The organism is Ruegeria sp. YTSC106 (assembly GCF_059609765.1).
In genome coordinates, this window is sequence record NZ_JBXWMI010000002.1 from 108,600 (window position 1) to 126,554 (window position 17,955).

The 17,955-nt window shown below is 55.8% G+C and carries 19 protein-coding genes and 1 other RNA gene; 14 read left to right on the top strand and 6 right to left on the bottom strand.

The features are described from left to right. The first annotated feature begins 40 nt into the window (after positions 1-40). The 9 genes from AC2FEB_RS02775 (at position 41) to AC2FEB_RS02815 (ending at position 6,869) form a co-directional block, all read left to right on the top strand. Positions 41-1,441: a selenium-binding protein SBP56-related protein gene (locus tag AC2FEB_RS02775; protein WP_117869023.1), complete on the top strand. Its 1,401-nt coding sequence runs from the start codon at positions 41-43 to the stop codon at positions 1,439-1,441. 13 nt (positions 1,442-1,454) lie between these two features. Continuing rightward, positions 1,455-2,108 (top strand): hypothetical protein, encoded by a 654-nt coding sequence (locus tag AC2FEB_RS02780; protein ID WP_496673063.1) that lies wholly within the window; start codon positions 1,455-1,457, stop codon positions 2,106-2,108. Positions 2,109-2,167: 59 nt separating this feature from the next. Further along, positions 2,168-2,818 (top strand): TenA family protein, encoded by a 651-nt coding sequence (locus AC2FEB_RS02785; protein WP_496673060.1) that lies wholly within the window; start codon positions 2,168-2,170, stop codon positions 2,816-2,818. A gap of 15 nt (positions 2,819-2,833) precedes the next feature. After that, positions 2,834-3,196, top strand: a complete 363-nt coding sequence (locus AC2FEB_RS02790) for a DUF4345 family protein (RefSeq protein WP_117869026.1) — start codon at positions 2,834-2,836, stop codon at positions 3,194-3,196. 36 nt (positions 3,197-3,232) lie between these two features. Further along, positions 3,233-3,605: a transfer-messenger RNA gene (ssrA, locus tag AC2FEB_RS02795) on the top strand. A gap of 100 nt (positions 3,606-3,705) precedes the next feature. Then, positions 3,706-4,137, top strand: coding sequence for an ester cyclase (locus tag AC2FEB_RS02800; RefSeq protein ID WP_299636209.1), 432 nt, complete (start codon positions 3,706-3,708; stop codon positions 4,135-4,137). A gap of 125 nt (positions 4,138-4,262) precedes the next feature. Continuing rightward, positions 4,263-5,078: a chromate resistance protein ChrB domain-containing protein gene (locus tag AC2FEB_RS02805; RefSeq protein ID WP_117869028.1), complete on the top strand. Its 816-nt coding sequence runs from the start codon at positions 4,263-4,265 to the stop codon at positions 5,076-5,078. After that, positions 5,075-6,328, top strand: a complete 1,254-nt coding sequence (gene chrA / locus AC2FEB_RS02810; protein WP_496673056.1) for a chromate efflux transporter — start codon at positions 5,075-5,077, stop codon at positions 6,326-6,328. Before AC2FEB_RS02805 ends, chrA begins: the two co-directional genes overlap by 4 nt. A 76-nt stretch (positions 6,329-6,404) precedes the next feature. Next, the gene (locus AC2FEB_RS02815) at positions 6,405-6,869 is read left to right on the top strand and encodes an SspB family protein (protein ID WP_117869030.1); all 465 of its coding nucleotides are present in this window, start codon (positions 6,405-6,407) and stop codon (positions 6,867-6,869) included. A 27-nt stretch (positions 6,870-6,896) separates the two neighbouring features. On the opposite strand, the gene AC2FEB_RS02820 is transcribed toward AC2FEB_RS02815, so the two are convergent. Next, complete coding sequence (locus tag AC2FEB_RS02820; RefSeq protein WP_496883832.1) at positions 6,897-7,460, bottom strand: hypothetical protein; 564 nt, start codon at positions 7,458-7,460, stop codon at positions 6,897-6,899. 205 nt (positions 7,461-7,665) lie between these two features. Between AC2FEB_RS02820 and fumC the strand changes: the two genes are divergently transcribed. The 4 genes from fumC to AC2FEB_RS02840 are packed head-to-tail and all read left to right on the top strand — an operon-like array spanning position 7,666 to position 10,116. Beyond that, the gene (fumC, locus tag AC2FEB_RS02825) at positions 7,666-9,060 is read left to right on the top strand and encodes a class II fumarate hydratase (protein ID WP_496673049.1); all 1,395 of its coding nucleotides are present in this window, start codon (positions 7,666-7,668) and stop codon (positions 9,058-9,060) included. Continuing rightward, a complete protein-coding gene (locus tag AC2FEB_RS02830) occupies positions 9,060-9,236 on the top strand; it encodes a DUF4169 family protein (protein WP_496673046.1) in 177 nt (58 codons plus the stop codon). The genes fumC and AC2FEB_RS02830 overlap by 1 nt, the downstream gene beginning before the upstream one ends. Further along, the gene (locus AC2FEB_RS02835) at positions 9,233-9,454 is read left to right on the top strand and encodes a ribbon-helix-helix domain-containing protein (RefSeq protein ID WP_117869034.1); all 222 of its coding nucleotides are present in this window, start codon (positions 9,233-9,235) and stop codon (positions 9,452-9,454) included. The genes AC2FEB_RS02830 and AC2FEB_RS02835 overlap by 4 nt, the downstream gene beginning before the upstream one ends. A 59-nt stretch (positions 9,455-9,513) precedes the next feature. Further along, positions 9,514-10,116: a DNA-3-methyladenine glycosylase I gene (locus AC2FEB_RS02840; RefSeq protein ID WP_496673043.1), complete on the top strand. Its 603-nt coding sequence runs from the start codon at positions 9,514-9,516 to the stop codon at positions 10,114-10,116. Positions 10,117-10,120: 4 nt separating this feature from the next. On the opposite strand, the gene AC2FEB_RS02845 is transcribed toward AC2FEB_RS02840, so the two are convergent. The 4 genes from AC2FEB_RS02845 to AC2FEB_RS02860 all read right to left on the bottom strand — a co-directional run bounded on the left by AC2FEB_RS02845 (position 10,121) and on the right by AC2FEB_RS02860 (position 14,439). After that, a complete protein-coding gene (locus tag AC2FEB_RS02845; protein ID WP_496673040.1) occupies positions 10,121-11,002 on the bottom strand; it encodes a fructose bisphosphate aldolase in 882 nt (293 codons plus the stop codon). A 73-nt stretch (positions 11,003-11,075) separates the two neighbouring features. Continuing rightward, positions 11,076-12,425, bottom strand: coding sequence for a cytochrome P450 (locus AC2FEB_RS02850; protein ID WP_496673038.1), 1,350 nt, complete (start codon positions 12,423-12,425; stop codon positions 11,076-11,078). Continuing rightward, positions 12,422-13,624 (bottom strand): hypothetical protein, encoded by a 1,203-nt coding sequence (locus AC2FEB_RS02855; protein ID WP_496673035.1) that lies wholly within the window; start codon positions 13,622-13,624, stop codon positions 12,422-12,424. The genes AC2FEB_RS02850 and AC2FEB_RS02855 overlap by 4 nt, the downstream gene beginning before the upstream one ends. A gap of 62 nt (positions 13,625-13,686) precedes the next feature. Further along, positions 13,687-14,439 (bottom strand): cytochrome c biogenesis CcdA family protein, encoded by a 753-nt coding sequence (locus tag AC2FEB_RS02860; RefSeq protein WP_117869038.1) that lies wholly within the window; start codon positions 14,437-14,439, stop codon positions 13,687-13,689. A 106-nt stretch (positions 14,440-14,545) separates the two neighbouring features. Here AC2FEB_RS02860 and AC2FEB_RS02865 point away from each other — a divergent pair, with 106 nt between their 5' ends. Continuing rightward, complete coding sequence (locus AC2FEB_RS02865) at positions 14,546-14,779, top strand: sulfurtransferase TusA family protein (protein ID WP_117872764.1); 234 nt, start codon at positions 14,546-14,548, stop codon at positions 14,777-14,779. 48 nt (positions 14,780-14,827) lie between these two features. Here the strand turns inward: AC2FEB_RS02865 and AC2FEB_RS02870 are convergent, their stop codons facing one another. Beyond that, positions 14,828-17,695 (bottom strand): Rne/Rng family ribonuclease, encoded by a 2,868-nt coding sequence (locus AC2FEB_RS02870; protein ID WP_496673031.1) that lies wholly within the window; start codon positions 17,693-17,695, stop codon positions 14,828-14,830. Positions 17,696-17,955: the final 260 nt, after the last annotated feature.

Sequence of the window (17,955 nt, forward strand, 5' to 3'; positions counted from 1 at the left end):
TCAATGTGAATTTAAGATCTATGACTTACGGGAGGACGTTATGAATCAAAGACCGGACCCTAGCTTTTATCCATCCGCAAAACTGGCGATGGAGGGCCCCGCTGAGACACTTGCATTCACGCTGATGCTCAGCCCTGACTTTTCACAACCAGACGGACTGGCGGTTGTGAATGTTGATCCAAGCTCGGACGATTTCGGAAAGATCGTGCATCAGGTGATCATGCCCGAGAAAGGCGACGAGTTTCACCATTTCGGTTGGAACGCCTGTTCTTCGGCCCTGTCGCCACTCAGCGGTCACGCGTTTCTGGAGCGGCGCTATTTGATCATCCCAGGCATTCGGTCCAGCCGAATTTACGTCATCGATGTCAAAAACCCGCTCGAGGCCAAGATACACAAGATCATCGAACCCGAAGAAGTCTTTGCAAAGACTGGGTATTCCCGTCCGCACACGATCCATTGCGGGCCTGAGGGCATCTATGTCAGCACCCTTGGTGGTGGCGGCCCCGACGGGACAGATGGCCCTCCGGGCATTTTCATCATGGACTGCGAGACCTTCGATATAATCGGGCGCTATGAAATCGAGCGCGGCGTGCAGGACAAGCATTATGATTTCTGGTGGAACCTGCCGCGTGACTACATGGTCAGTTCCGAATGGGGCCTGCCACCGCAATTCGAAAACGGACTCGTGGCCGAAGACCTGTTGTCCAATAAATACGGCCATAGCATCCATTTTTGGAACCTTCGAAACCGGACGAACATTCAAACCATCGATCTGGGTGAAAACCATCAGATGGCCTTGGAAATCCGCCCCGCTCATGATCCCGTAAAACAATACGGGTTCTGCGGCGTTGTCGTCGATACAACAAACCTGCAAGGTGCGATCTTCACCTGGTGGCGCAATGATGACGGCACGTTCGAAGCCAAGAAAACCATAACAATCGATCCGCAACCCGCTGATCCCGATGACCTTCCTGACCTTCTGAAGGGCTTCTCTGCTGTTCCGCCGCTGGTCACTGATATCGACCTGAGCCTGGATGACAAGTACCTCTATGTCGCTTGCTGGGGAACCGGCGAGATGCATCAATACGATGTATCCGACCCGATGAATCCAACTCTGGCAGGCAAGGTCGAGATCGGTGGAATCGTCAAAAAGACAAAGCACCCAAATGGTCAAACCTTTGGCTATGGTCCACAGATGGTCGAAATCAGCCGCGACGGCAAACGGGTCTACTGGACCAATTCTCTCTATTCCACGTGGGACGACCAGTTCTACCCCGAGGAAGGCGGTGCGGCCATGGTCAAGGCTGATGTCGGCGAGAATGGTGGTCTGACACTGGATCCGAAATTCTGGGTGGAGTTTCCCAAGGGTTATCGCAGCCACCAGATCCGGTTAGAGGGCGGAGACTGTTCAACCGACAGCTTCTGCTATCCGTCGGTCTGAATTGGACTTTCTGATGTCATCAACGGCTGGCCTGTGGCTGGCCGTTGTTCTGAGCGGCGCCTATCACGGTCTGAACCCCGGCATGGGCTGGCCGCTGGCGGTGTCTTCGGCTTTGATGGAACAACGCCAATCCGCCCTGTGGAGCGCACTCGCGGCTTTGGCTGGCGGGCATTTCGTGGCCATGCTCGGCGTGCTTCTGCCTTTTGCCCTGATGGCCGTACTGGTCGACTATCAAAATGAAATCCGCATCGGCGCGGCCCTGGTCGTCATAGGCATGGGACTGTACATCGCCATAACCCGCCGTCATCCCCGCTTTCTTTCACGTGTTCCGCCAAGCAAGCTCGCGCTGTGGTCTTTTCTGGTGGCGCTTGCCCACGGAGCCGCCCTGATGCTGGTTCCAATCTATCTGGGCCTTTGCGCCGTGGATGAATTGGACGCGGGACATCAAGCGATTTCCCAGATCATGACGACAAATACGCTTTTGGTTCTGGGTGTCGCCGCGCTGCATACGGCCGCCATGGTTCTGGGCGGGGGGGTGTTGGCCTTTGCGGTCTATCATTGGCTTGGTCTGCAATTTTTGTCGCGCAGCTGGTTCAACCTGGAACTGATCTGGGCGCTGAGCCTCATTCTGGTCGGTGGTCTGGGTCTTTGGTCCGCACTTGGCTGACCTTGTACTTTGTTTTGAAACGCGCTTTGTCTGCATCAAAACAAAACTGGAGCTTCCGAATGCAGGACCAAACCCGCCCAACCGAAGTGCTGCGTCAGGGCAAAATCGACGACTGGCAGGCCGCGACAACCCATGCCTTCACCCGCGAACTGTCTGACGGCACCCTGCCCGAGGATAAAATGCGCTGGTACCTGCGGCAGGATTATCAGTTCGTCGACGGTTTCGTGCGTCTTTTGGCCAGCGCCATCGCGCATGCACCGACCCTTGCAGACAGCGTACCGGCCGCGCAGTTTCTGGCGGTGATCACAGGCCCCGAGAACACCTATTTTCTGCGCGCGATGGACGCTTTGGGCACTGAACCCAGCACCGACCCCGCGCCGGCCACACGGGCGTTTCAGGATCTGATGACCGAAGCCGTGGCCTCTGGCCGCTATCAGAACATGCTGGCGGTACTCGTCGTAGCAGAATGGGTTTACCTGAGCTGGGCCAGCCCGGAAAACCCACCCAAAGACGGCTTGCCGTTCTGGTTTGCGGAATGGATCACGCTACATGCGGGCGAAGGGTTCGAAAGCGTGGTGGAATATCTGCGGCGTCAGTTGGATAACGTCTGGCCAACGCTGGATGCGGATGAACAGGCCGAGGTTACACGGCTGTTTCATCGAGCCGTCGAGTTGGAACGTGATTTCTTTGACGCCGCTTACGCGGCCTGAACCAAGGAGGCCGCTATGGTCGCTACTCTGAACGTCATTGCGGCATTGCTGACCATCGGGTTCGGCGCATTCGGGTTTTTGGCCCCGGCCCATACCGCGTCGGCCCTGGATCTGGCCCCGACCAACAGCACAATGGGGTTGTCCGAGATGCGCGCCTCGGTCGGTGGTTTATTTGTTGTGACCGGGATCGCCGTTATCTGGCTGAACAACCCAATGGCCTATTTCATGCTGGGCATTGTCTATTCCGGTGCTGCACTGGGCCGGTTTGTATCGGTCGCGCTGGACAATCCACCCTTTGCCAAGGCGTTGATCTTTGGGGGAATCGAACTGGCTCTGGCGGTTTGGCTTATCTCCGCAAACTTCAACAAAGCCACCTAACAGATTGGAAATATGGGATGCGATAGACTTCATTCTGAGTTTGCATCCATCCATCACCTCACCTATATAAGAGGTGTCCTTCGGGACTATGGACATAAACGCGCTCGTAATAAGCGGATCGGACCCGGGGGCGGTACCCGGCGGCTCCACCATACACCTTCTGGGGGCATCCTTCGTTTGGGGATCACTTTCGGAACCGGGGGGCCGAAATAGGATCGACGAACGTCTAAAGGGGTTAGCTTTGTCCCGGCTGTCTGCCACCGTTACCGGCGAAAACAGTACAATTGCAAACGACAATCGTGCTCCGGTTGCAGTTGCTGCGTAAGCAGTAGCAAGACCGAAACTTAAGCCCTTGCGCCTAGCCGCGTAAGGCGGGGTTCGCAGGTACCTGGCAACAGAAACCTGCATTAATCCCCTACAAGTCTGAATTATTTACCCGCATTTTCGCGGGTTCAGAGTTTGTTCACTCCCTTTTGTCATCTTACCAGCACATGGACAGGAGAGCTGGGATGACGAATTCAGAGATACTCAGAACGTGGTATTCCGAAGTTTGGGAAAACGGAAACACCGAAGCAATCGATCAGTTCTTCGCACCCGAAACAATGGCCGAAGGGCTGATTCCGGAAATGCAGGTCGGTGCCGACGATTTCCGGGATCTGGTCATGGCGTTCCGCCACATTCTGGGGGACATCAAAGTCGAGTTGCCCAAGATCATCGAAAACGGTGACTGGGTGTCTGCCATTCTGCATGTTCGTACTTTTCGTGCCGACAATGGCGCGCCACTGGAAGTCACCGGCCAGGTCATGGCGCGGTTCAAAGACGAAAAGATGGTCGAGGCTTACAATCATTTTGATTTCATCTCGTTTTTTGAAGAACTGGGCCAGTTTCCATCAGACACCCTACCCGTGTGCATGACAGGGCAGCGCCTGGACTGGGCGTGAACACAACGCAATCTTGACCCCTATGACCCTTGCGCGTTAGCAAGTGTCATGGGGTAAGATTGCGAACGCCCCGTGAGGCGACAGCCCAAGTTTCGCATGTATCCGCGGTTACAAGGAAACATGCCATGGCATCGCCCAACTCTATTTCCCCCAAACAACTCCTGCGTCTGATTGGTACTCCGAATGCGCCCGTTCTATTCGACGTCTGCCTGAATGACGATTTTGACGAAGATCCCTATCTGATCCCCGCGTCAGTCCGGCACCCGGTCACAGATCTTCAGGGGCTGAAATGCAAGATCTCCGGCCGCTCGGCTGTGATTATCTGTCAAAAAGGTAAGAAGCTGAGCCAGGGCGTTGTATCCTGGCTGCGCAGCGAAGGGCATCAAGCCGAATATCTGGAAGGTGGTATGTATGCCTGGCGCGAATTGACCGACGCGCTACGCGTACCCGCAGCCCGCATTCCTGAACGGATTGGTGGTCACACGCTCTGGGTCACGCGCCACCGACCAAAGATCGACAGAATCGCATGTCCTTGGCTGATACGCAGGTTTGTTGATCCCGACGCAAAATTCCTGTTTGTGGCACCCGGCGAAGTCGAAAGCGTTTCGACTGCTTTCAGGGCGTCACCTTTTGATATCGAGAACACGTTCTGGAGCCACCGGGACGACAATTGCACGTTTGACACCATGTTGGATGAATTCGAGCTTCACTCCCCTGCACTTGACCGGTTGGCCACAATAATCCGGGCAGCAGACACGAACCGACACGCGCTTGCACCCGAAGCGGCGGGATTGTTGGCGGTGTCCGTCGGGCTTTCAAGGCAGTATCGCGATGACCACGAAAACCTGGAGGCCGGGATAACCCTTTACGACGCGCTGTATCGCTGGGCTCGCGATGGGTTTGACGAAAGCCATGACTGGCCCACAGGTCGAACACCATGACACCGGTACTGACAGAGATTATCAAGGTCTTCGGCAGGATCGGACTGCTGTCTTTCGGTGGACCCGCTGCACAAATTTCCTTGATGCATCAGGAATTGGTCGAGCGTCGATCCTGGCTGGATGAACAGACGTACCTGCGCGCCCTGTCTCTGTGCATGTTGCTACCTGGTCCAGAGGCGATGCAGCTTGCGACCTATGCGGGGTGGCGTCTGCGCGGTGTTGCTGGCGGGCTGATTGCCGGCAGCTTGTTCGTGTTGCCCGGCGCGGTGGTGATCGCGGTTCTGGTCGCACTCTATTCAGCATTTGGCGATATCCCCTTGGTGCAGTCGGCCTTCACGGGCATCAAGGCAACTGTCATCGTGATCGTTTTGCAGGCGCTTCGCAATCTTTCGCGTAAGGCATTGAACGATCGCGAGCACCGGACAATCGCAATTCTGTCCTTCCTGTCCATTTTTCTGCTGAACCTCCCCTTTCCAGCGATCATTTTCGCTGCCGCTTTCTGGGGGTACGTGACGTTCAAGGGACCCGTTGAAACACCCACACGGGAAGGAACATCACATCTGGCGCGTTCGCTTCGAACGATTGCTGTCTGGTTGCCGCTGTGGCTGGGCCCGCTTGTCGCTCTGAGCGTCACAGGTCATCAACTGCTGAGCGATCTGGGGTGGTTTTTTGCCCGTCTCGCTGTCGTGACCTTTGGCGGCGCATATGCCGTGTTGGCCTATATGACCCAAACGGTTGTTGACCAGTACCACTGGATCAGCACGGATCAGATGATAGATGGGCTGGGTCTGGCGGAAACGACACCGGGTCCGCTAATTCTTGTTACACAGTTTGTCGCCATGCTGACCGGGCAACAGACTGGTGGGTTTACGTTGGCACTTGCCGCTGGCGCGGTTGCATTGTGGGCGACGTTTGTTCCCTGCTTTCTTTGGATTTTTCTTGCGGCCCCTTATCTTGATCGTTTGGCTGCACGTCCCCGCCTGTCAGCAGCCCTGCACGGAATCACCGCAGCCGTCGTCGGAGTGATTCTCAACCTTTCCGTGTGGTTCGCCCTGAATGTTCTTTTCGAATCGGTGCCTGAAAAATCAATGGGGCCATTGGCAATACCCACGCCGCAGTTATCCGCATTGGATTTCACCGCACTAAGTCTAACTATTCTTGCTGGGGCCTTGATTTTTCGACTGAAATTAGGGATGGGAACTGTGTTGGCTTTGATGTCGATGGCCGGGTTGGTTGCACACAATATCTGATCAATCCGGTCATACCCGCCCTTTCGTTTCCGAACAAAACCCCTATGCTGAGCATAACCACTTTTGAGGATCAAATATGTCGCAAGGCATCGATTATGGAAACCTGATGCACACCGCCATGCGCGGCCTGATCAAAACAGTGCTGACGGAAGTTTCCCGAACCGGTCTACCCGGGGCGCATCACTTCTTCATAACTTTCGACACGCGTGAGAATGGTGTGGAAATCGCAGACTGGCTGCGTGAACGCTATCCCGAAGAAATGACCATCGTCATGCAGCATTGGTTCGAGAATCTGGAAGTCGGAGAGGCCGGCTTTTCCATCACTTTGAATTTTGGAGACGCACCAGAACCGCTGTATGTCCCCTATTCCGCAATCAAGACGTTTGTGGATCCATCGGTCGAGTTCGGCCTTCGCTTTGAAAGCCCGGAAGATGAAGACGAGGAAGATCACATCATCGAAGATGAGATCGAAATCGAAGTCGAGGAAGATGAAGTCCATCATGATGCGGAAGTCGTGTCGCTGGACAGCTTCCGGAAATAACACTTAAAACCCCGCCCTGCGAGGGGTTTATCGTTTCACCAGAAAAGTCTCGACCGACCGGGATTTTTGGCCGTCGATGAATCGTGAGAACGCGAGGTTCAGCCCGCCTTCGGCCAGTGTACGGTCGAATTGCTGCAACTCATAACCTCCATCCTCATCTATAAACAACGAAAACACAGTCAGCGTGTCGCCGACAATGCGGCCCCATACAAACGGCTCGCCCTTCATCGGGTCCAATGGCACTTCGTGACCAAAGACATTGCGTTTCATCGCCGCCGAAAACACGTCCGGGCGGCCCGACGGGACAAAATCAATCGAAAACTTCTGTTCCTTTATACGACCGTCCAACTTGTACGTCGTCGTCCGCCAACTGACGTTGAAACCGTTTTTGGTCTCGACAATAGAAACGCTCATGTCGCGTGGCGTTGCAGTGCCATCCGCGTCCACAACTTCGGCTGAACCGATATAGTCACCTATGAAAGGTGCTATGTCTGACGCGCGGGCCTGCAAACTCAGAATCGACAGCCACAAAGCGCAAACTGCAAGTATCGCGGCAGCTTTTTCAAGCTTAAGGCGATGGAAATTTGGCATTTTATCCTCCTGGGCGGTCATTGCTCTATTGTAGCCCAGAGGTGTCCGCAAACAACGCACATTCTCCCCCAATAACGATTAAAGTGACGCACCCCGCGCCTATACGTTTGACGTCCTTAAGTTTAAGGTGCGCGCAACTGGCCGATTGCGTCACGGCGTGGCTGCGGCTAAACGGCATACAACTGCATACCAGACGGAGTGACCGATGTCTCAAACCCGCACAGAATCCGACAGCTTTGGCCCGCTCGAGGTTCCTGCCGACAAGTATTGGGGCGCACAGACGCAGCGCTCGATCATGAATTTTCCCATCGGCTGGGAGAAGCAGCCGGTCGCCATCGTGCGCGCGCTAGGCGTGGTCAAGAAAGCCTGCGCGATGGAGAACAAGGCGACCGGAAAGCTGGACGCCAGGATTGCCGATGCGATCATTCAGGCCGCAGGCGAGGTGATCGAGGGCAAATTTGACGACAACTTCCCGCTGGTCGTATGGCAGACGGGTTCGGGCACCCAGTCGAACATGAATGCGAACGAGGTCATCGCCAACCGCGCTATCGAGATTCTGGGCGGCGTCATTGGCTCAAAGGACCCGGTGCACCCGAATGATCACTGCAACATGGGGCAATCGTCGAACGATACCTTCCCAACCGCCATGCATATCGCCACTGCAATGAGCGTAAGGGACGTGTTGCTTCCGGGGCTTGAGAAACTGGCGTCCGGGCTCGAGCAGAAGGCCAAGGAGTTCAAAGACATCATCAAGATCGGCCGAACGCACACGCAGGACGCGACACCGCTGACACTGGGTCAGGAATTCAGTGGTTATGCCCACCAGGTTCGTCAGGGGATCGCACGCGTACACGCGGCAATGCCGGGGATTTATGAACTGGCCCAGGGCGGTACGGCCGTTGGCACCGGCCTGAACACCCAACACGGCTGGGATAAAGCCGTTGCAGGCCATATGGCACAGATCACCGACCTGCCCTTCGTGACAGCCCCGAACAAGTTCGAAGCGCTGGCCGCCCATGATGCCATGGTCTTCCTTTCGGGCGCTTTAGCGACGATAGCCGGCAGCTGCTACAAGATCGCAAACGACATTCGTTTCTTGGGCTCCGGTCCTCGTTCCGGTCTGGGTGAGCTGATTCTGCCGGAAAATGAGCCCGGGTCGTCGATCATGCCCGGCAAGGTAAACCCGACGCAGGCCGAGGCACTGACTCAGGTCGCCGCGCATGTGATGGGCAACAACGCTGCGATGACATTTGCCGGGTCGCAAGGTCATTTCGAGTTAAACGTCTATAATCCGATGATGTCCTACAACCTGCTGCAATCGATCCAGTTGCTGGGTGATGCCTCCGACAGCTTTACCGAGCGGATGTTACTGGGCATCAAGGCCAATGAGCCGCGAATCGACAAGCTGATGAAGGAATCGCTGATGCTGGTCACGGCGCTTGCCCCAACCATCGGGTATGACAATGCCACCACCGTTGCGAAGACCGCTCATAAGAACGGCACCACCCTCAAGGAAGAAGCCATCGCGCTGGGCTTTGTGGATGAAGCAACCTTTGACGCCGTCGTCCTTCCCGAACAGATGATCGGCCCGAAAGACTGATGGGCAAGCCGGTCAATCTGAACCGGTATCGAAAAAAAAAAGCGCGGGCCGTGAAAAAGGCCCGCGCTGACCAGAACGCGGTCGCGTTTGGACAAACGAAAGCTGAAAAAGAAATCGTGAAGCTTCAACAAGAAAAACAAAAGCGCGACCTCGACAATCATGAGCTGGACGAATGAGCGGCCGCCCTGTCAAACGCTCTCTGACCCTGAAAGGGCATCGAACCTCGGTTTCACTCGAGGATGAGTTCTGGAGGGCTTTTCGCGAGATCGCTCATGAAAAAGGAAAACCAATCAATGTCTTGGCGGCTGAGATTGATGTGGAACGCGACCCGCAAACCGGCCTTGCATCGGCCATACGCGTCTTTGTTCTGAACTGGTTTCGCAATCGCGATTAGGACTTGTCACTCCTTGATCACCGCGTGTAACGTGAATGGAGAACAAAGGAGGTACATTCATGAGCAACACCATTACCGGCCCGGATGGTCAGCAAAGGTGCGCATGGTGTCAGGCCGCGCCCGAGTTCTTTGAGTATCACGACAATGAATGGGGCTACCCTGTTGGCGAAGACCAACGGTTGTTTGAAAAACTGTGCCTCGAGAGCTTTCAGTCAGGCCTCAGCTGGCGGACAATCCTGAACAAGCGCGAAAACTTCAGGAAAGCCTTCTGCGGATTTGATTTCAACAAGATGGCTGCGTTTTCTGATGCAGATGTGGAACGCCTGCTACAGGACGCCGGGATCATCCGTCATCGCGGCAAGATTGAAGCAGTGATCAACAATGCGCGTTGCGCGCAGGAGTTGGTGACCGAGGAAGGATCTCTGGCGGCCTATGTCTGGCGTTATGAAGCTAAAACGCCGCCGCCACCGCAAACAGCATCCACATCTCCCGAGTCTGTGGCCATGTCAAAGGATCTCAAGAAACGGGGGTGGAAGTTTGTTGGCCCCACAACCGTGTTTGCGTTCATGCAGGCCATGGGGCTGGTCAATGACCACGCCGAGGGCTGCATCGGCAGAAAAAAAGCGGCACAGATGCGCCGCTCTTTCACCAAACCTGCCTGACGGATCAGACCGAGGCTTTGTAAATCTTGTCGATGTTACCACCCAGAGCCGCGTTGAATTCGGCATCTGACTGCTGCTTCGACAGACCTTCGGTCAAAGCCCGCGAGAAGGATGCGATCATCTTGCCGTTCTGACCCAACAGGTCGCAGGCTTGTTCCATCGAATAACCGCCCGACAAGGCCACAACTCGCAATACCCGCGGGTGGTCTGCCAGCGCGTCATACAGGTTTGCCTTTGTCGGGATCGTCAGCTTCAGCATCACTTCCTGACCCTCGGCCAGTTGATCGAGGTTTTTGAGGATTTCCGCCTTCAGGATTTCTTCTGCCTCGGCCTTGGTTTGCGAATGGATGTTAACTTCGGGTTCCACGATCGGAACCATACCGGCATCGGTGACTTCGCGGGCAACGTCGAACTGTTGGGCAACCACCGCCGCGATGCCGTCGGCATTCGCTTCGTGAATGACAGAGCGTTCCTTGGTGCCGAACACACCATCGGCCTTGGCCAGGGTCTCGGCCAGACCGGGGATCGGTTTCATCACCTGGACGCCGTTTGCCTGTTCTTCCAGGCCTTTGTCGATCTTCAGGAAAGGCAAGATACCTTTGACCGACCACAGGTAGTCGGCAACCTTGCGGCCTTCGATCTCTTCCCCCAGCGTACGCTCGAACAGGATTGCGCCAATCACTTTGTCCTTGGTGAAGTCGTCGGCCAGAATGATGCGGGCACGCATCTTCTGGATTTCACCGAACATCTCTTCGTCTGAGCTGTAGTCAGATGCCTCGACACCATACAGCGCAAGCGCTTTCGGGGTTGATCCGCCGCTTTGATCCAGTGCCGCGATAAAGCCCGTGCCGTTGATCATCTGCGCGCGCTGTTCTGCTTTGGACATATTGTTTTCCCGTTCAATGATGATTCCGATGTTCTTCCCCGCATACAACAGGGCGTGAACCGATGGTAGGTTGTTAGCGCTCAAACAGGCGTAACCATATGCCATCTTTAGATCGAACCGTCAGATGTGCGACCGGAACAGGTGTTTTTCCCGGGATTGTTTCGAACCGGAAACGGCGCAAGAGCATCGACAGGATCAGCGGCCCTTCGACCATTGCAAACCCGGCCCCGGTGCACACTCGGGGGCCCGCAGAGAACGGAATGTAGGCGTCGCGCTGGCAGCGCTTGCCGTTTTCCGTGTCCCAACGCATAGGATCAAAACCGTCCGGATTGTCCCACAAACGCTCCTGACGGTGCAAATGCCAGGGGCTGATCACGATTTGCGCGCCAACCGGCACATCCCTGTTACGGAACCGTTCGGGGCACGTGGCCTCGCGGACCATCATGGGCACCGGAGGATAAAGGCGTAGCGCTTCGCGAAACACATCCCGACTGATCCTGAGTTTTGAAACAGAAACAAATGAAGGGTCATCCAGAACAGCGGCTTCATCTGCAACTTTCTGTTGCCATTCAGGGTAAAGGGCCATCAGGTACAGCGTCCAGGCCAGGGCGGACGCACTGGTTTCATGCCCGGCAAGAAAAAAGATCGCTACCTGATCAACCATTTCCTCGGGGTCGAAGAACTGTCCGGTTTCGGGATCAGCCGTTGTCATGATCTTGGTCGCCAGATCATCCGGTGCCGTTCCGTCCTTGATGGCCTTTGCGCGTGTTCCGGTGAGTTCCGCAATCAGCGCCCTGATATCCCGCGCGTTTTGTTTCGTCGCCCTGGAATGGAACCGGGGCAGCCACTTTGGCAACGGAACAAAGGCCGCGAGATTCAGCAAAGGTTGCTCACGCTGATAGGCCCGAAACTTGTCAAACACCTGACTGGCAATAACGTGTTCGATAGGAACGGAAAACAAGGTGCGGAATATGACGTCCGCCGCCGCATGGCTTGTCTGTTCTTCAAATTCGATTTGTCCGCCGACGTGAGGTCGCAACCGTTCCACGCACGCCTCGGCAGCAGCCAGCATGGCAGGAAATGTATCCTTCAACCGCCCGCCTTCGAACGCCGGATCGATAATCCTCCGCTGTCGTTTCCAAGTCTCACCGTTGGTCAGAAATACCGAATTGCCAAGCAACGGCCGCAGGCCTTCGCTGATCCTGCCAGATTTCGGGAAATCGTCAGGTCGCTTCTTGAGGACCGTTTGAATCAGGTCCGGTTGATTGATCATGAACGACCGGAAGAACGGAGTTTTGAATTCGGCCATCCACGCGCGATACAGCCGGGCTGGCTGGGCCGACAGCAGGTCATGTCTGAACAGTTTCAAATAGCGCAGCAAAGAAACCTTATCAGGGCGCGGTTCTGGCTTGGGCGGGGTCATGGGCGTACCGAGGTGAACTTGGACACAGGCGTCTCGATGCGGCTGCGCGAAGCCTCACGATCCGCAAACCTTTGCTTCAGCGTCAAAGGACCAGCCGTTATCCGGAAATAGTCATAGCTTCTCGGCTTGTCGAACGCGCAAAGGTACTGAAAGTGCAAACGAAAAAACCGCCATCGCAACGCCTTCCAGCGTTCCGGCGACAACGTTTGCGTAAAGGCCGCCGACAGGACCAGCGGCCAACGCTTGTCAGAGCGCGCAACCCCCGTGACCGCAACCGGATCGCAAAGAGCAAAGGCGCAGCCGTCTCCGGGGGCAGAGACATCGACCCAGGTGAGTTCAGACCGCGTGGACAGGAAATGCAGGTCGGACCGCAACTCGTATGCCTGAGGCAGAAACGAAACCATCGGAACAACCTGCCCCAAGCTGAGGAAAGACAGTGCTGCCCGCCGCTCCTGCACGTTCGTTTTTCGGATCAGTTCAGCCAGAACAGACGTTCCCATATGCGCGCCCGAACTGTGGCCTACGACCAGCACTTCATCCACATCGGACTTAAGCGCAGCTTCGATCGTTTCTCGAAACGCAGCCAACCTGTCATGCAGCTTGGCAGGAGTTTTTCCCTTCAACTGTGCAGAATAAGCGTAATCATGCATCAGGTAGTAAGCAAACAGCCGGTTGTCGACCTTGCGGAACCATAACAACAGCGCAACGGCTGCGGCCGCTCCCGGGAACAGCCCCCACCAACCTGCCATGGCTGTGCATGCCCATGCTACCGCAAGCGCAATCAGCAACTGGGACACCAACATACCTACTGGATACAACGCCGCGATCACCGGCCCCTTACGGAGGCGCATCAGACGCCACAATGTGCCGGTTGAAATGTAGATCCAGGCCGTGCGCGCCAATTGCCAATAGGTCGCCGGAATCGAGACCGACATGCTGTCGCGCACGATGTCGGACCACACCAGAACCTCGAACTCAGTTTCAACGGTCAGGCCATCTTGTTCCGAGGTCACACGCCACCCAAAACGCTCGCCTGTCGTCTTTGGGGCGATTGCGATCTCGTACCCCGAGATCCGGGCCTGTTTTTGAGACTCGGTGCGATACAACTCTCGATACCGCCGAGGCGGCATCGGATCGTATCCGGGTATATAGAACACCCGACGTCTGCGCACCTGCGGCTGATTTGTGTGACTGCTCATGCCCTTACCTTCTGACGCGCAGGTTAACGCAGGCTTGAGGTCAAGGTAAGAGGGTCAGGTGCTCAACCGAAATTTGCCAGCGCCGGGAAGGTTTCCAGCAGCCACCAGCTAAAGCGGGTGAAAAGACCCGTGATCAGCATTATTCCGACAAACAACAGCAGGCCGCCCATGACCTTCTCGATCGTGCCCATATACGGTTTGATCCGGTTCATCACGGTCATAGAGCGATTCAGGAACATGGCTGCCAACAAGAACGGAATACCCAAACCCGCAGCGTAAACACCCAGCAAAAGCGTGCCTCGTGCAACCGAGGCTTCGTTGGCAGCCAGTGACAGGATCGCCCCCAGTTGTGGCCCAATGCACGGAGTCCAACCGAATGCAAAAGCAAGGCCAAGGATATAGGCACCAAAGACCGAACCACCGGAATCACCGGTTTCAATCCGTGCTTCGCGATCCAGAAAAGGAATCCGGAAAACATTCAGGAAGTGCAGACCGAAGACAATAACAACGGCTCCGGATAACTTGGCAAATAGCACCTGATTTTGCAGCACAAACGCGCCAAAGGCCGATGCGGTAAATCCAAGCAGCAAAAAGACGGTCGACAGGCCCATGACAAAGAACAGGGCCGACATGGTTGCCTTGCGCCGCGCGCGCGCCTCGTCCTGCATCTCATGTATGGTGACGCCGCTCATATACGCCAGGTAAGGCGGTACGATGGGCAATACGCAGGGCGACAGAAAGCTGATCAAACCACCCAGAAGCGCGACGAACATGGCGGGCAGAAGTCCCGCGTCTATGATTTCGATTCCGAACATGTTTCTGCACATATGTGATGAAGAACGATCCGTCACGGGGCCAAACAGTCACATCCTCGTGCTCGAAATCTGGACAATATTACAACTTCACCCTATCCCGAAAATCATGTCAGAGATTACAGATACCCTGGACGCCTTGGGCCTGTTGTGCCCGTTGCCCGTCCTGAAAGCCCGAAAACGACTGAAGTCTATGCCTGAAGGTGCTGTTCTGCGGGTACTGGCCGATGATCCTGCGGCCATAGTGGATGTCCCACATTTTTGTGCCGAGGCCGGACACACGCTACTTTCGCAAGACCTTGACGGCGCGCATCAGATTTATCTGATCCGGAAATCCTGCTGACCTTTCGTGAGGTCAAAAAAAGGCGGGCCTGTCAGCCCGCCTTTTTTGTCAACTTCCCAGCGACCACCAACCGCGCCGTTTAGGCTTAGTTGATACAGGGTCAGGTTCTTCCGCGACGGCTTCCAGCACCGGCTCGGGCGTAGCTGCTACTGGCGCGTCATCGACGGGATCGTCGGCATCTTTTACCTCGGATGCTTCCACAGCTTCCATAGATGGCTCTTCTGACTCATCGGTCTGTTCCGCCGCATGCGCCATATCCGTGCCGTTTACAGATTGCTCTGTTGGCAACGACGAATCAGGTTCCGCTTCGACAGATTCAGCGGTCACCTCAACCTGATCCGCTGAGACCTCAACGCCTTCACCCTCAATGCTCTCGCGAGCTTCTTCGGTCGCTGATTCTTCTGCAACAGCTTCAACCGCAATGGCAGTTGTTTCTTCAGACTGATTTGTAGCTTCTTCCGCTGTTACGTCTTTCTTACGACGACGTGGAGCACGTTTGCGCTTGGGCTTGGCAGGCTTCTCTTCCTCCGAAGCTTCAGCTTCAGCCGATTCAGCATTTTCAACGTCAGAAGCATCGCTCTCTGCGTCTTCTTGTGCAGGCGTTTCGTCCTCTTCCGCGCTCTGCTCCTGCGTGTCGCCATTGCCCGAGCCCTTTTTGCGGCGGCGGCGACGGCGTTTGCGCTTGGGTTTTGTCTCTTCTTCGGTCTGAGCGATTTCCTCTTCAGCCTCTTCCTCGTCAGAGGAATCGACAAGATCCATCAGCGACGCATCGACCGACACGACAGGCGCCGTGGCCTCGGGAACGATCCTGCTGGCCGTCTTGAATTTCTCCATCGAGAATTCCGGGCTGACCAGATGAATATCCCCTTCGATCCTTACCGACAGGCCGTACCGCGCCTCAATCTGCGCAATATGTTCCCGTTTCTGGTTCATAAGGAAGTTGGCGATGCTAACCGGGCAGCGTACTAACACTTCGCGCGAACGTCGACGGGTACCTTCTTCTTCAATTTGACGCAGGATAGACAAAGCCATGTTGTCGTCCGAGCGGATCAGGCCGGTGCCATGACACGCAGGGCAAGGCTGTGTCGTTGCCTCGATCATACCGGGGCGCAGGCGCTGACGGCTCATTTCCATCAAGCCAAAGCCCGAAATACGACCCACTTGGATGCGCGCACGGTCGGTTTTCAACCGCTCTTTCATACGCTTTTCAACGGCCGCATTATTCTTGCGCTCATCCATATCGATGAAGTCGATCACGATAAGACCGGCCAGATCGCGCAGACGCAACTGCCGTGCAACCTCTTCAGCAGCCTCAAGGTTGGTCTTGAGCGCGGTTTCCTCGATCGACCCTTCCTTCGTGGCACGGCCCGAGTTCACGTCGATCGCCACCAGTGCTTCAGTCACGCCGATCACGATATAGCCACCGGATTTCAACTGTACGGTCGGGTTGAACATCCCCGCCAGATAGCTTTCCACCTGATAGCGCGCGAACAGCGGCAGCGCATCCTCATACCGTTTCACGTTCTTGGCGTGAGACGGCATGATCATCTTCATGAAATCCTTGGCGATGCGGTATCCGCCCTCGCCTTCAACCAGAACTTCGTCGATATCGCGGTTATAAAGATCACGGATCGACCGTTTGATCAGGTCGCCTTCCTCATAGATTTTCGCGGGCGCAATGGATTTCAGCGTCAGTTCGCGGATCTGTTCCCACATGCGCTGCAGGTATTCATAGTCGCGCTTGATCTCGGATTTGGTGCGTTTGGCCCCTGCAGTCCGAATGATCAGACCAGCCCCGGTAGGCACATCAATTTCCGCAGCAATCTCTTTCAGTTTTTTACGGTCCGGCGCATTGGTGATCTTACGGCTGATGCCGCCGCCGCGCGCCGTGTTCGGCATCAAAACGCAATAGCGACCGGCCAGCGACAAATACGTGGTCAGAGCGGCACCCTTGTTACCGCGCTCTTCCTTGACGACCTGAACCAGCAGGACCTGACGTACTTTGATGACTTCCTGTATCTTGTAGCGACGCGGGCGCGGTTTGCGCGGCGGACGAATGTCTTCGCTGTCATCCTCATCAGCTACCGTTTCAATCGAAGCGTCTTTTGAAGCAGCGTCAGCGTTCAGCGTATCGTTGCCGTCCTCATCGGAGTCCTGTTGATCCTCAGAAGCGTCAACAGGTTCTTCTGTTTGCGCCGATTCAGATTGGGTTTCATCCCCTTCCGATTGAACTGCTTCTTCGGGTTCCACAGCCTCCTTGGCTTGATCGTCTGCGTCGTTTTTCGACGCCTCGACAGCCTGTTCCGTGACAACCTCGGCAACGTCTAACGCGTCCTCATCCGATGCGGCTACAGCCGCTTCTTCGGCCGCCAGCGCGTCGTCACCATCTGGCTCCTCTACCGGAGTTTCAGCGACGACTTCCATCGGCGAGGTACCCTCGGGCACGTCTCCGTTGGAATCGTCACCCTCATCCAAATCAATGGTTTCCATGCCGGATGGTTCCGTCGACACCTCCATCGATTCGACCGGATCGTCGGATTTCACATCCGCGGCCTTTGAACGTGTCCGGGAACGCCGCTTCTTGGGTTTGGCCTCTTCAGCCTCATCGCGCGCCTTCATTGCCTCGGCATAGGCGCGCTCTTCCTCCATCAGCGCCTCGCGGTCAGCAACGGGGATCTGGTAATAGTCCGGATGAATTTCGGAAAACGCCAGGAAACCATGCCGGTTCCCGCCATAATCCACAAAAGCCGCCTGCAGTGACGGCTCAACCCGTGTTACTTTTGCAAGATAGATGTTGCCAGCAAGCTGGCGTTTGTTTTCGGACTCAAAATCGAACTCCTCGACCTTGTTTCCGTCCACCACCACGACGCGGGTTTCTTCCGCGTGGGTGGCATCGATAAGCATTTTCTTAGCCATGTGTCCTTGGTGCACCGCGCCAAACGCGTTGTCCTGACCTGTCCAGGCGGACAGGCGCTTTTGGGGAGGTGTCTTGTCAGGGCGATATCGGACGGCGCGCGGCAGGGTCTGGCGCTTTGGCCCCCTGCCCGTTCTCTCAATCGTTGCGCGCGCGTCATCGCGGTTCTTCTCCGACAGGCGCGTCTGAACGCAGCCTGCCCATTTATTCCTTTCGCCCAGATGTTCCGGGCTCAGGTACTCTACTGCCCCTATCGAGGCAC